The following is an 11,579-nucleotide window of genomic DNA, read 5'->3' as shown; positions in this document are numbered from 1 at the left end:
GGCGCCACCACCGGCGCCGGAGCAGGACGCGGCGCACCGAAGTTGTAGCGCACGCCCAGCAGGACGGAGTGGTTGTAGTTCTCCGTCTTGAAGCTGCCACGCGGCGGGGCGCCGGGGGTCACGACGCTGGTGCGGTGGGTCGCGTCGAGGGTGCCGAAGAAACGGTATTCCGTCGTAAGGGCGAGGCCCGGCAGGAAATTCGAGAAGTCGAAGGCAAGGCCGGCGATGCCCTGATAGGCGAAGCGCCCGTCAGTGTCCTCCACCCGGTAGCGGAACGGCCCGACGTTGAAGCGGGTGCTGGTGATGTCGCTCCACGCATAGCCGGCGCCGGCGCCGAGATAGGGGACGAACCGCACGCCGAACAGCGGCGCCTGGCCGAGGTTCAGGTCGAACAGCACGTTGCCCATCACGCCATAGGTCTGGGCATAGCCGGTGCTGGTGGGGCGGACGCCCAGGCTGCGGAAGCTGCGGATCTCGTTGAAGCGGTAGTTGCCTTCGATCTCGGCGCGCAGGCCGTTGCCGAAGCCCCAGCCGATGGCGCCGACCACCGCCGCCCCGGGCTGCTCGAAGCGGATGTCCACACCGCTCTTGTTGGAGTCGTGCCGGAAGTTCAGACCCGCGCCGGCGCCCACATACAGGCCGGTCACGGGCTGAGCCTGCGCGGCAGCCGGCAGGGCCAGGACCGTCGCGGCCAGAAGGGCCTTCCTGAGGCTCATCCTCGTCTCTCCTCAATTCCCCAAGGCAACCTCGCGGCGCGGAGCCGTTGCTGCGGTAGTCCGACGCTGCTTGACGCCACCGTAACACCGTCGGGGCCCGGCGCCATCCGGCACCACACCATTTCCGCATCGATGTGGCATTGTTGCAACAAGGGCGGATGGCAAATTCGTCACAGGCCGTGCAGCAGCTCGGCCTCCGCCCGTTCCGCCAGGGCGCCAAGGGGCAGGAGGCGCGTGGCGTGGCCGAGCTTGCGGCCCGGCCGCGCCTCGGCCTTGCCGTAGAGATGCGGCGCCACCCCCGGCGTGGCGAGCAGGCCCGACCAGCGCGCCAAGCCCTCCGGCCCCACCAGGTTGCGCATCACGGCGTCATGGTGCCGGCTCGGGTCGGCGAGAGGCAGGCCGGCCACGGCGCGCACATGCTGCTCGAACTGGCTGGCGAGGCAGGCGTCGAGCGTCCAGTGGCCGGAATTGTGCGGCCGCGGCGCGATCTCGTTGCCGAGCAGGGTGCCGTCGGGCAGCAGGAACATCTCCAGCGCCAGGACGCCGACGAGCTCCAGCGCCTCGGCCACGCGCGCGGCATGCCGCCGCGCCGCCTCCGCCACCGCCGCGGGCAGGCGCGCGGGGGCGAAGGACAGGTCGAGGATGTGGTCGCGGTGCCGGTTCTCCACCGCGTCATAGACCGCGACCGTCCCGTCGGCGCCGCGCGCGGCGATCGCCGAGACCTCGGCGGCGAAGGGCACGAAGCCTTCCAGGATCAGCGGCTTCGGGGAAAGGCGCGCGAAGGCCGCCTCGGCCTCCTCCGGCCGGCGCAGCACCGCCTGGCCGCGCCCGTCATAGCCGAGGCGCGTCGTCTTCAGCACCGCGGGCAGGCCGATGGCGGCGAGCGCCGGGGCGAGGTCGGCCGCCGTGTGGACCGGGCGCCAGGGCGCCACCGGCACGCCGGCGCGCTCGAGGAAGCGCTTCTCCTCGATCCGGTCCTGGCAGATGCGCAGCGCCTCCACCCCCGGGCGGCAGGGGGCGAGGGCGGCGAGGGTGGCGAGGGTGGCGGCGGGGACGTTCTCGAACTCGAAGGTCACCACATCCACCGCGCGGGCGAAGGCGGCGAGCGCGGCCTCGTCCTCGTAGGAGGCGACGGTGACGGCGGCGACCACCTGCATCCCCGGCCCGTCCGGCTCGGGGGCGAAGACGTGGCAGCGGTAGCCGAGCCGCGCCGCGGCCATGGCCGACATGCGGCCAAGCTGCCCGCCGCCGAGGATGCCGATGGTGCCGCCCGGCGGCAGCGGCGCGGGACGCGTCATTCCGGCCGCTCCGGCACGCCCCCGGTCTGCGCCTCCCGCCAGAGGTCGAGGCGCCTCGCCAGGGCCGGGTCGGAGAGGGCGAGGATGGCGGCGGCGAGCAGCGCCGCGTTGATCGCACCGGCCTTGCCGATGGCCAGGGTGCCGACCGGCACCCCCCCCGGCATCTGGACGATGGAGAGCAGGCTGTCCATGCCCTTGAGCGCGTGGCTTTCCACCGGCACGCCGAGCACCGGCAGCGGCGTCATCGCCGCCGCCATGCCGGGCAGGTGCGCCGCGCCGCCCGCACCGGCGATGATCACCCTGAGGCCGCGCTCGCGCGCCGTGGCGGCGTAGTCGTACAGGCGGCGGGGGGTGCGGTGGGCCGAGACCACCCGCGTCTCGTGCGGCACGCCGAGCCGCTCCAGCGTCTCCGCCGCGTGGCGCATGGTGTCCCAGTCCGAGCGGCTGCCCATGATGACCCCGACCAGGGGTGGGGCGGGCGCGGCGTCAGGCGATGATGTCGGGGACAAGGCGGCTCTCCAGCCAGGCGATCTCGTCCTTCAGCTTCAGCTTCCGCTTCTTCAGCCGCTGCACCTGCAACTGATCGGCGAGCTGCCCCTCGAGCCGCGCGATCACGGTGTCGAGATCGCGGTGCTCGCTCCGGAGGTCGTGCAGGCGGCGGAGGAGGGAGTCGCGGTCGGCGAGCATCGGCAGGCGCCCGAAGAGAAGGAGGGATGCACAGCGCGTGCAGGCGCCATTAGCATGGGCCCGCGCCCGCGCAACAGCATGGCACCCATGCCCGCGAAGGCCGAGGGAGACACCGCATGGCGAACGCAGCCCGGATCCGCGCCCTGGAGGAGCGGCACGCGGCCCTGGAGCGTCAGATCGAGGAAGAGACCGCCCGGCCCCGCCCGGACGATACGGAGCTGCAGCGCCTCAAGCGCGAGAAGCTGCGCCTCAAGGAGGAAATGGAGCGGCTGCGCCGCGAGGCCTGACCCTCGCCGCCCCGCGGCTCAGGGGGCCGCCGGCCCCTCCGGCGCCTCCTCGGCCACGGCGGGGGCGGAGGAGGCGGATGGCCGCTCCCCGACGGCGAGCAGCGCCGCGTTCAGGTCGGACTGGGTGCAGAGGCCGAGGATCACCGGATCGCGCGGCTTGATGTTGGCGCTGTTCCAGTGCGTGCGGTCCCGCACCTTGGCGATCGTCTCCTTGGTGGTGCCGAGCAGCTTGGCGATCTGCTGGTCGCTCAACTTGGGGTGGTGGCGCAGCAGCCAAGCGATCGCGTCCGGCCGGTCATTGCGCTTGGACACCGGCGTGTAGCGCGCACCCTTCCCGCGGGGCTTGGGCACCGGCAGGGTGGAAGGCAGCATCTGCAGCCGCGCGTTCGGATCGGCCTCGCAGCGCGCGATCTCCTCGCGCGAGAGCTGGCCGTGCTGCACCGGATCGTAGCCGACAATGCCCTGCGCCACCTCGCCATCAGCAATGGCCTGCACCTCCAGGGGGTGCATGCCCACGAAGTCGGCGATCTGCTCGAAGCTGAGGGAAGTCTTCTCGATCAGCCACACGGCGGTGGCTTTCGGCATCAGCGGCTGAGGCATGGGTCGAAAACCTTCTCGGCGGAGACCACGGGAGCGCCCGGAAGCCCGCAGGATCGCGCTGGCGTGGGGAGAACGTCGGGCTGGCATATAGAGAGGCGGGGCGACAGGGTCAAAGCCCGGAACCAGGAGCGGGACGATGCGCGAGGATGAGGAAGGGCGGCAGCGGCCGGCCCGGCACTTCACGCCGGCGGCGCTGGAGGGCTGGGGAGTGAGGAGCTCGAGGAGTACATCGCCGCGCTGCGGAGCGAGATCGCCCGCGCGGAGGCGGCGATCGCGGCCAGGCAGGCGCAGCGCAGCGCCGCGGATGCGCTGTTCCGGCGGCCGTGAAAGGCAAGGGGCTGGCGTGGCCGCCAGCCCCTGTTCCGCCCCGGGATGCCGCGTTCAGGCGGCCTTGGCCTGCGGAGCGTCCTCGATCATGGCCGGCTGGCCGGAGGCCCGCACCTCGATGCGGCGCGGCTTCAGCGCCTCGGGCACCTCGCGCTCCAGCTCGATCTGCAGCAGGCCGTTCTCCAGCGTCGCGCCCTTCACGACCACATGGTCGGCCAGCGCGAAGCGGCGCTCGAAGGCGCGGCGGGCGATGCCGCGATGCAGGAAGCGGCTGCCCTCCTCGGCCTGCGCGGCGCGGCCGGAGACGGTGAGCACGTTCTCACGCGCCACCACCTCGAGGTCGCCGGGGCCGAAGCCAGCGACGGCCATGGTCAGGACGTAGCGGTCCTCACCGGTCTTCTCGATGTTGTAGGGCGGATAGCCGTTGGCCTCGGACGAGGCGCGGGCGGCCTCCAGCGTGCGGACCAGCCGGTCGAAGCCGATCGCGGTCCGGAACAGGGGAGCAAGGTCGAAGGCATTCATGGCCTGGGGAACCTCCTTCGCAAGCAAGGTTCGTCTGTCCGGCGGAGGAACCTCCCAGGACCCCGTACGGGCACCCTGACGGTCCGCTTCCGCGCCCGGGGCCCCGGAGGGCGCCCCTTGGCGTTCCAGACATGGAAACCGCCGCCCCCCGCTTCAAGGGGAGGGCGGCGGCGCGCTCCGCCGGCGCCGGACCGGCGGCTCAGCCCTTCTTGCGGATGCCGATGCCGGCGAACTTCTTGTTGAACTTCGCCACCTGGCCGCCGGTGTCGATGATGCGCTGCACGCCGGTCCAGGCGGGGTGCGACTTCGGATCGATATCGAGGCGCAGCGTGTCCCCCGGCTTCCCCCAGGTGGAGCGGGTCTGGAAGGTGGTGCCGTCCGTCATGACGACGGTGATCTCGTGATAGTCGGGATGGATGTCGGACTTCATGGCGCGCTCGCGAACAGGGGCGCGGCCCCGACGGGGCGGCCGCGGAGGCGGGCCCTATAGGCCAGGGGGGGCGGCGGCGCAACCCGCGCCGCGCGGTTGACCGGCCACTTGGCGCCGCCCTAGACCGGCCGCGGCCGGCCCTGCCGCCGGCGGGGCAGCCATGAACATCCTCTCCATCCAGTCCTGGGTCGCCTACGGCCATGTCGGCAACGCCAGCGCGGTGTTCCCGCTGCAGCGGCTCGGCGCCGAGGTGTGGGCGGTGCACACCGTCCAGTTCTCCAACCACACCGGCTACGGCGCCTGGCGCGGCCAGGTGTTCCCGGCGGCGCTGATCCGCGACTGCGTGCAGGGCATCGAGGAGCGGGGCGCGCTGCCGCGCTGCGACGCGGTGCTGAGCGGCTATGTCGGCGATGCCGGGGCCGGCGAGGCGATCCTCGACGCGGTGGCGCGGGTGAAGGCCGCCAACCCCACCGCGCTCTGGTGCTGCGACCCGGTGATCGGCGATGTCGGCCGCGGCGTCTTCGTCCGCCCCGGCATCCCGGAATTCTTCCGCGACCGCGCCCTGCCGCGCGCCGACATCGTGACCCCGAACCAGTTCGAGCTGGAGTGGCTCACCGGCGCGCCGGCGCCGACGCTGGAGGCGGCCAAGCGGGCGGCGGCGGCGCTGCAGGCGCGCGGGCCGCGCTGCGTGCTCGTCACCTCGCTGCGCACCGAGGAGACGCCGGCGGCGGCGCTGGACCTGCTGGCGGCGGAGGGCGGGCGCTTCTGGCGCGTGCGCACGCCGCTGCTGCCCCTCGCGGTGAACGGCGCGGGGGATGCGATCGCGGCGCTGTTCCTGTTCCACCGCCTCGCCACCGGCGGCGCGGCCGAGGCGCTGGCGCGCGCCGCCGCCTCCATCCACGGCCTGCTGCGCCGCACCGCCGAGGCGGGAGCGCGCGAGATCCTGACGGTGGCGGCGCAGGAGGAGTTCGTCTCGCCCAGCCGGACCTTCCCCGCCGAGCCGTGCTAGGGCGGATCGCGGACGGCTGGACGCGGCTCCCGACGCGCCCGGAGCCGCGGCTCAGCGCGACGCCGCTCCGCCGGAGCGCAGGGACAGGCCTGCCCCGCCGCCGACATAGGGGCCGGCGACCGCGCCCTCGCGCGCCGCGCAGGCGGCGAGGAGCAGGAGGAGCAGCAGCGCGCCGGCCGGCCTCATGCCGCGTCGTTGAGGTGGCAGGCGCTGCGGTGGCCGGGGGCCACCTCCCTGAGCTTCGGCACCTCCACCCTGCAGCGCTCCATGGCGTGCGGGCAGCGCGGGTGGAAGTGGCAGCCGCTCGGCGGGTTGAGCGGCGAGGGGATCTCGCCCTGCACCGTGTTGAAGGCGCGCTTGCGGGCCTCGATGCGCGGCACGGCAGCGAGCAGCGAGCGGGTATAGGGGTGGTTCGGGCGGGCGAACACCTCCTCCGCCGGCGCCTCCTCGACCACGCGGCCGAGATACATGATCACCACGCGGTCCGAGAGGTGCTCGACCACGCCGAGATCGTGGGAGATGAACAGGTAGGTGAGGTCCAGCTCCCGCCGCAGCGTCATGAACAGGTTCAGGATCTGCGCCTGGATCGAGACGTCGAGCGCGGCCACCGCCTCGTCGCAGACCAGGAAGTCGGGCTTCACCGCGAGCGCGCGGGCGATGCCGATGCGCTGGCGCTGGCCGCCCGAGAACTGGTGCGGGTAGCGACGCTTCAGCGAGGGGTCGAGCCCGGCGCGGCGAAACTGCTCGTCCACATAGGCGTCGAGCTCGCCGCGGCGCACCAGGCCGTGCACCAGCGGCGCCTCGCCGACGATGTCCTGCACCTTCATGCGCGGGTTCAGCGAGGCGTAGGGATCCTGGAAGATCATCTGGATCTTCAGCTTGGCCTCGCGCGCCTCGGCGCCCGAGAGGCTGCGCAGGTCCCGGCCGTGCCAGAGGATGCTGCCCGCGCTCGGCTCCAGGATGCCCGCGACCATGCGGCCGAGGGTGGACTTGCCGCAGCCGGATTCGCCGACGAGGCCCACCACCTCGCCCTTGCGGATGGAGAGGTCCACCTTGTCCACGGCATGGACCACCTCCTCCCGCACCGGGGCGCCGAGGGCGCGCGCGAGCTTGCCGGCGAGATCGAGGCGCTTCTCGAAGCGCTTGGAGACGCCGCGGAGCTCGATCGCGGGCGGGGCCGCCTGCGGGCCGGCCTGCCGCGGCGCGGCGCGTTCGATGACGGCGCTCATGCTGCGGCGACCTCCTCGAGATGCGGGTGGATGCAGCGCGCGAAGCGGCCCGGGCGGTATTCCGCCATGGGCGGCGGCTCGGCGCAGCGGGGCTCGGCGCGCGGGCAGCGCGAGCGGAAGGCGCAGCCCGCCGGCAGGTTGAGCAGCGAGGGCGTCATGCCCGGGATCTGGCGCAGCGGCTCGCCGCGGCGGTTGCGGCTCGGCACGCTGCCGATCAGGCCGAGGGTGTAGGGATGCAGGGGCGCGTCCAGCACCTCGGCGACCGGACCCTCCTCCACCACCTTGCCCGCGTACATCACCGCGATGTCGTCGGCGAGGCCCGCGACCACCGAGAGGTCGTGGGTGATCCAGATCAGCGCCGTCCCGGATTCGGCGCAGAGCTTCTGCGCCTCGGCCAGGATCTGGCCCTGGATCGTCACGTCGAGTGCGGTGGTCGGCTCGTCGGCGATGATGAGGTCGGGCTTGTGCAGCAGCGCGATCGCGATCGCCACGCGCTGGCGCATGCCGCCCGAGAACTGGTGCGGATAGGCCTTCAGCCGCTCGTCCGGGGAGGGGATGCCGACCTGGCCGAGCGCGTCGCGCGCGCGCTGGCGCGCCTCCTCCCGGCTGACCTTCTGGTGCGCCAGCACCGTCTCGATCATCTGGGTGTCGATGCGCAGGACCGGGTTCAGCGTCATCATCGGGTCCTGGAAGATCATGGCGATCCGGTTGCCCCGGAGGTCGCGCATCTCCTCCTCGGAGAGCTTCGTCAGGTCCCGGCCCTGGAACAGGATCTGCCCCTCCACGATGCGGCCCGGCGGGTCCACCAGGCCGATGATGGAGAAGCCGGTCACCGACTTGCCGGAGCCGGATTCGCCAACCAGGCCCAGCACCTTGCCGCGGTCCACGGTGAAGGAGACGTCGTCCACCGCCTTCACCACGCCTGCGCGGGTGAAGAAGTGCGTGCGCAGGTTGCGCACCTCGAGGGTGGGAGGCGTGGTCACTTCTTCAGCCTCGGGTTCAGCACGTCGCGGAGATGGTCGCCCACGAGGTTGATGGAGACGATGGTGATTAGCAGCGCGATGCCCGGATAGAAGCTGATCCAGTACTTGCCCGAGAGCATGTACTCGTAGCCGTTGGCGATCAGCAGGCCGAGCGAGGGCTCGGTGATCGGCACGCCGAGGCCGAGGAAGGACAGCGTCGCCTCCAGCGCGATGGCGCGTGCCACCTGCATGGTCATCACCACGATCAGCGGCGGCAGGCAGTTGGGCAGCAGGTGGCGGAAGATGATGCGCCGCGTCGGCAGCGCCAGGCAGTGCGCGGCCTCGATGTACTCCCGCCGGCGTTCCACCAGCGCACTGCCGCGCACGGTGCGGGCGTAGTAGGCCCATTCCACCAGCACCAGCGCGATGACGACGTTCAGGATGCCCTTGCCGAGGAAGGCAAGGATCATCAGCGCCGCCAGGATCGCCGGGAAGGAGAGCTGCAGGTCCACGAGGCGCATGATGGCGCTGTCGGTCCGCCCACCCGCATAGGCGGCCAGCAGGCCGAGCGAGGCGCCGACCACGCAGGCGATCAGCGCCGAGCCCGCGCCCACGGTGAGCGAGATGCGCAGCCCGTACATGATGCCCGAGAGCATGTCCCGGCCCTGGTCGTCGGTGCCGAGCCAGTAGGTCATCGTGCCATCGCCGCTGCGCGCGCCCGGCTCTAGCCTCCCGTCCATGATGTCGAGCTGGGCGAGGTCGTAGGGGTTCTGCGGCGCGATCCAGGGCGCGAAGATCGCGATCAAAGCGATCATCGTGAACACCGCCAGGCCGAACAGCGCCAGCTTGGAGGCGGCGAATTCCGAGACGAAGCGCTGGAAGGGCGTCTCGACCTTCGCGGCGGCAGCCGGCGCGGCGGCCGGCCCGGCGGTGGTGATGCTCATGCCTTGCTCTCCAGCCGGACGCGCGGATCGAGCACCGAGTAGGTGACGTCCACGATCAGGTTGATGGTGATGAACATCAGCACGATCATCATCAGGTAGGCGACGATCACCGGCCTATCGAGCACGTTGATGCTGTCGATGATCAGCTTGCCCATGCCTGGCCAGGCGAAGACGCTCTCCGTCACTACCGAGAAGGCGATGGTGCTGCCGAGCTCGAGCCCCACCACCGTCACCACCGGGATCAGGATGTTCTTGAACACGTGCACGAAGGTGACGCGGCTGGGCGAGAGGCCCTTGGCGCGGGCGAACTTCACGTAGTCCATCAGCACCGTCTCGCGCACGCCCGCGCGAGTGAGGCGGATGACCAGGCTGATCTTGAACAGCGCCAGGTTGAAGGCCGGCATCAGCAGGTGCTGCAGGCCGTTCCAGGTGAGGAAGCTCCAGCGCATGCCGAGCACCTCCACCGTCTCTCCCCGCCCCGTCGAGGGCAGCCAGCCGAGCTGCACGGCGAAGACCATGATCAGCATCAGCCCTACCCAGAAGGTGGGCAGGGAGAAGCCGAGGATGCTGCCCGCCATGATCACCTTGCTGCCGATCGAGTTGGGGCGGAGCCCCGCATAGAGGCCGAGCGGCAGGCCGAGGAGGATGGCGATGAACATCGCCCCGAAGGCGAGTTCCAGCGTCGCCGGCATGCGCTGCAGGATCAGCTGCAGCGCCGGCTCGTTGAACACGAAGCTGCGGCCGAGGTCGCCCTGCAGCGCGTTGCCGAGGAAGACCAGGTACTGCCGCCACAGCGGCAGGTTCAGCCCCAGCGCTTCGATCGCCCGCTCGCGCTCGATCTGGTCGGCATCCGGGCTGATCAGGATCTCCACCGGGTCGCCGATGGCGTAGACGCCGATGAAGACCAGCACCGACATGGCGAAGACGACGCCGATCGCCTGCAGCAGCCGGCGGAGCAGGAAGACGGTCATCGGGCGGCCGCCGGACGGACGTCCTGGGCCCGCGTCAGCTCGTCGGCGCGGGCGGTGTGCTCGAGGCCGCGGCGCATGGCCCAGACGTTCTTCTGATTGTGGATCGGGATGATGGCCACGTCATCCATGGCGATCCGCGTCGCCTCTTGCAGCAGCTTCTCGCGCTTCTCGTCGTCGAGCTCGCGCAGCGCCGCCTCCAGCACGCGGTCGAGCTCGGGGTTGCTGTAGCGGCCGCGGTTGCTGGCGCCCCAGCCGCGCTCGCGGTCGAAGCTCGCCACCAGCGCCCGCAACGGCGAGGAGGCCTCGCCGCTGGCGGAGCCCCAGCCGACGAGGAAGGCGCTGAACTCCTGGCGTCCGGCGCGGGCAATGAAGGTGGTCCAGGGCTGCGCCTCGACCGTGGTGCGCACACCGATGCGGGTCCACATCTGGCCGATCGCCTGGATGATGCGCGCATCGTTGGTGTAGCGGTCGTTCGGCCCGTGCAGCGTCAGGCGGAAGCCCTGCGGGTAGCCGGCCTCGGCCAGCAGACGCCGCGCGCGCTCCGGATCCGGGCGAGGCGGCTCGTAGTCGGGGATGCGGCTGTAGCTGCCGGGCGGCAGGAACTGGCCCGCGGGGATGGCCGAATCCTGCATGACGCGGCTGACGATCGCCTGGCGGTCGATCGCCATCGAGAGCGCCTGCCGCACCCGCAGATCCTTCAGCGGGTTGCGCGTCATCGGCCGGCCGTCATTGTCCGCGACGAAGGGCGAGCCGTCCTCCCGCATGTGGTCGAGGGCGAGGTAGATCACCCGCAGCGACACCACCTCGGAGATGCTGAGGCGCTGGTCGCCGCGCAGCCGCTCGATGTCGGTGGTCGGGACCTGGTCTATGAACTCGACATCCCCGGCGAGCAGCGCCGCGGTGCGGGCGGCGTTGTTGGTGATGATCCGGTAGCTCACCCGCTGCCAGGCGGGCTTCTGGCCCCAGTAGGCGTCGTTGCGCTCGAGCTCCACCCGGTCGCCGGGGCGGTAGGCGACGAAGCGGAACGGCCCGGTGCCGATGGCGGCGCGGCCGGCGTTGAAATCCTCCGTCGTCGCGTTCTGGTGCGTCTCGCGGTCGAGGATGCGCACGGAGGCGAGGTCGGTCGGCAGCAGCGGGTAGGGGCCGTCGGTGCGCAGGCGGATGGTGTGGGGATCCACGATCTCCACCGACCGTATCGGGCGGGTGAAGGTGGCGAAGGAGGAGGGGCTGTTCGGCACGTTGGGCACGCGCTCGAGGGTGAAGGCCACGTCCTCGGCGGTGAAGTCGTTGCCGTTGTGGAAGCGGACCCCCTGCCGCAGCCGCAGCTCCCAGGTGCTGTCGTCCACCGGCGTCCAGGATTCGGCGAGGCCGGGCGTCAGCCGGGCGCGCGGATCAAAGGCGGTGAGCGCATCGAAGATGTGGTCCGCCATCGCGTTGTTCGGCGACAGGTTGTGGTAGTGGGGGTCGATGGAGGTGACCGGCGCCCCCACCGCCATCGTCAGGGTCTGGGCCTGCGCCGCGCCCGCCAGCACCACGGTGGAAATGGCAGCGACGCCCGCCGCCCGTGCGAAGCCGATCATTCTCGTCCCCGGAAACG

Annotated in this window: 16 protein-coding genes; 3 read left to right on the top strand and 13 right to left on the bottom strand. The window is 71.7% G+C overall.

Annotated features, from left to right (window positions below):
* The 4 genes from ET526_RS09350 to ET526_RS09335 all read right to left on the bottom strand — a co-directional run.
* A partial coding sequence (locus ET526_RS09350) for an outer membrane protein (RefSeq protein WP_158295535.1) occupies positions 1-716 on the bottom strand: 716 nt, incomplete at its 3' end.
* Between the two features lie 170 nt (positions 717-886).
* Positions 887-2,014: a 5-(carboxyamino)imidazole ribonucleotide synthase gene (locus ET526_RS09345; protein ID WP_135467420.1), complete on the bottom strand. Its 1,128-nt coding sequence runs from the start codon at positions 2,012-2,014 to the stop codon at positions 887-889.
* On the bottom strand, positions 2,011-2,466 hold the full coding sequence (gene purE / locus ET526_RS09340; protein ID WP_135467432.1) for a 5-(carboxyamino)imidazole ribonucleotide mutase: 456 nt from the start codon (positions 2,464-2,466) through the stop codon (positions 2,011-2,013). Before purE ends, ET526_RS09345 begins: the two co-directional genes overlap by 4 nt.
* A gap of 34 nt (positions 2,467-2,500) precedes the next feature.
* A complete protein-coding gene (locus ET526_RS09335) occupies positions 2,501-2,701 on the bottom strand; it encodes a YdcH family protein (protein WP_135467419.1) in 201 nt (66 codons plus the stop codon).
* A gap of 116 nt (positions 2,702-2,817) precedes the next feature.
* On the opposite strand from ET526_RS09335, the gene ET526_RS09330 reads away from it, so the two are divergent.
* Entirely contained in the window at positions 2,818-2,988 is a 171-nt protein-coding gene (locus ET526_RS09330) for a YdcH family protein (RefSeq protein ID WP_135467418.1), read from the top strand.
* An 18-nt stretch (positions 2,989-3,006) separates the two neighbouring features.
* Here ET526_RS09330 and ET526_RS09325 read toward each other — a convergent pair whose 3' ends face one another.
* Positions 3,007-3,588 carry a DUF1013 domain-containing protein gene (locus ET526_RS09325; protein WP_135467417.1) on the bottom strand — a complete coding sequence of 194 codons (582 nt, stop codon included), beginning with the start codon at positions 3,586-3,588 and terminating at the stop codon, positions 3,007-3,009.
* Between the two features lie 201 nt (positions 3,589-3,789).
* On the opposite strand from ET526_RS09325, the gene ET526_RS22360 reads away from it, so the two are divergent.
* Positions 3,790-3,915: a DUF1192 family protein gene (locus ET526_RS22360; protein WP_135467431.1), complete on the top strand. Its 126-nt coding sequence runs from the start codon at positions 3,790-3,792 to the stop codon at positions 3,913-3,915.
* Between the two features lie 54 nt (positions 3,916-3,969).
* Here the strand turns inward: ET526_RS22360 and ET526_RS09315 are convergent, their stop codons facing one another.
* On the bottom strand, positions 3,970-4,437 hold the full coding sequence (locus ET526_RS09315) for an Hsp20 family protein (RefSeq protein ID WP_135467416.1): 468 nt from the start codon (positions 4,435-4,437) through the stop codon (positions 3,970-3,972).
* Positions 4,438-4,636: 199 nt separating this feature from the next.
* Positions 4,637-4,867 (bottom strand): 50S ribosomal protein L31, encoded by a 231-nt coding sequence (rpmE, locus tag ET526_RS09310; RefSeq protein ID WP_135467415.1) that lies wholly within the window; start codon positions 4,865-4,867, stop codon positions 4,637-4,639.
* 160 nt (positions 4,868-5,027) lie between these two features.
* Here rpmE and pdxY point away from each other — a divergent pair, with 160 nt between their 5' ends.
* Positions 5,028-5,876, top strand: a complete 849-nt coding sequence (pdxY, locus tag ET526_RS09305) for a pyridoxal kinase PdxY (protein ID WP_135467414.1) — start codon at positions 5,028-5,030, stop codon at positions 5,874-5,876.
* A 51-nt stretch (positions 5,877-5,927) separates the two neighbouring features.
* On the opposite strand, the gene ET526_RS22355 is transcribed toward pdxY, so the two are convergent.
* The 6 genes from ET526_RS22355 to ET526_RS09280 are packed head-to-tail and all read right to left on the bottom strand — an operon-like array spanning position 5,928 to position 11,562.
* On the bottom strand, positions 5,928-6,062 hold the full coding sequence (locus ET526_RS22355) for a hypothetical protein (RefSeq protein ID WP_275668635.1): 135 nt from the start codon (positions 6,060-6,062) through the stop codon (positions 5,928-5,930).
* A complete protein-coding gene (locus ET526_RS09300; protein ID WP_135467413.1) occupies positions 6,059-7,105 on the bottom strand; it encodes an ABC transporter ATP-binding protein in 1,047 nt (348 codons plus the stop codon). Before ET526_RS09300 ends, ET526_RS22355 begins: the two co-directional genes overlap by 4 nt.
* A complete protein-coding gene (locus ET526_RS09295; protein ID WP_135467412.1) occupies positions 7,102-8,088 on the bottom strand; it encodes an ABC transporter ATP-binding protein in 987 nt (328 codons plus the stop codon). Before ET526_RS09295 ends, ET526_RS09300 begins: the two co-directional genes overlap by 4 nt.
* Entirely contained in the window at positions 8,085-9,011 is a 927-nt protein-coding gene (locus tag ET526_RS09290; RefSeq protein ID WP_135467411.1) for an ABC transporter permease, read from the bottom strand. The genes ET526_RS09295 and ET526_RS09290 overlap by 4 nt, the downstream gene beginning before the upstream one ends.
* A complete protein-coding gene (locus tag ET526_RS09285; protein WP_135467410.1) occupies positions 9,008-9,982 on the bottom strand; it encodes an ABC transporter permease in 975 nt (324 codons plus the stop codon). The genes ET526_RS09290 and ET526_RS09285 overlap by 4 nt, the downstream gene beginning before the upstream one ends.
* Complete coding sequence (locus tag ET526_RS09280; RefSeq protein WP_135467409.1) at positions 9,979-11,562, bottom strand: ABC transporter substrate-binding protein; 1,584 nt, start codon at positions 11,560-11,562, stop codon at positions 9,979-9,981. Before ET526_RS09280 ends, ET526_RS09285 begins: the two co-directional genes overlap by 4 nt.
* Positions 11,563-11,579 lie beyond the last annotated feature (17 nt).

The sequence above is a fragment of the Crenalkalicoccus roseus genome (genome assembly GCF_004761865.1).
Lineage (GTDB): Bacteria > Pseudomonadota > Alphaproteobacteria > Acetobacterales > Acetobacteraceae > Crenalkalicoccus > Crenalkalicoccus roseus.
The sequence above is the reverse complement of the archived record's forward strand: the minus strand, read 5'-3'. Positions and strand labels throughout refer to the sequence as shown.

Excerpts from the sequence above, each read along its gene's own strand:
- ET526_RS09345 (WP_135467420.1), bottom strand. The coding sequence starts at position 2,014 with ATGACGCGTCCCGCGCCGCTGCCGCCGGGCGGCACCATCGGCATCCTC.
- purE (WP_135467432.1), bottom strand. The coding sequence starts at position 2,466 with ATGGGCAGCCGCTCGGACTGGGACACCATGCGCCACGCGGCGGAGACG.
- ET526_RS09335 (WP_135467419.1), bottom strand. The coding sequence starts at position 2,701 with ATGCTCGCCGACCGCGACTCCCTCCTCCGCCGCCTGCACGACCTCCGG.
- ET526_RS09330 (WP_135467418.1), top strand. The coding sequence starts at position 2,818 with ATGGCGAACGCAGCCCGGATCCGCGCCCTGGAGGAGCGGCACGCGGCC.
- ET526_RS09325 (WP_135467417.1), bottom strand. The coding sequence starts at position 3,588 with ATGCCTCAGCCGCTGATGCCGAAAGCCACCGCCGTGTGGCTGATCGAG.
- ET526_RS09315 (WP_135467416.1), bottom strand. The coding sequence starts at position 4,437 with ATGAATGCCTTCGACCTTGCTCCCCTGTTCCGGACCGCGATCGGCTTC.
- rpmE (WP_135467415.1), bottom strand. The coding sequence starts at position 4,867 with ATGAAGTCCGACATCCATCCCGACTATCACGAGATCACCGTCGTCATG.
- pdxY (WP_135467414.1), top strand. The coding sequence starts at position 5,028 with ATGAACATCCTCTCCATCCAGTCCTGGGTCGCCTACGGCCATGTCGGC.
- ET526_RS22355 (WP_275668635.1), bottom strand. The coding sequence starts at position 6,062 with ATGAGGCCGGCCGGCGCGCTGCTGCTCCTCCTGCTCCTCGCCGCCTGC.
- ET526_RS09300 (WP_135467413.1), bottom strand. The coding sequence starts at position 7,105 with ATGAGCGCCGTCATCGAACGCGCCGCGCCGCGGCAGGCCGGCCCGCAG.
- ET526_RS09290 (WP_135467411.1), bottom strand. The coding sequence starts at position 9,011 with ATGAGCATCACCACCGCCGGGCCGGCCGCCGCGCCGGCTGCCGCCGCG.
- ET526_RS09285 (WP_135467410.1), bottom strand. The coding sequence starts at position 9,982 with ATGACCGTCTTCCTGCTCCGCCGGCTGCTGCAGGCGATCGGCGTCGTC.
- ET526_RS09280 (WP_135467409.1), bottom strand. The coding sequence starts at position 11,562 with ATGATCGGCTTCGCACGGGCGGCGGGCGTCGCTGCCATTTCCACCGTG.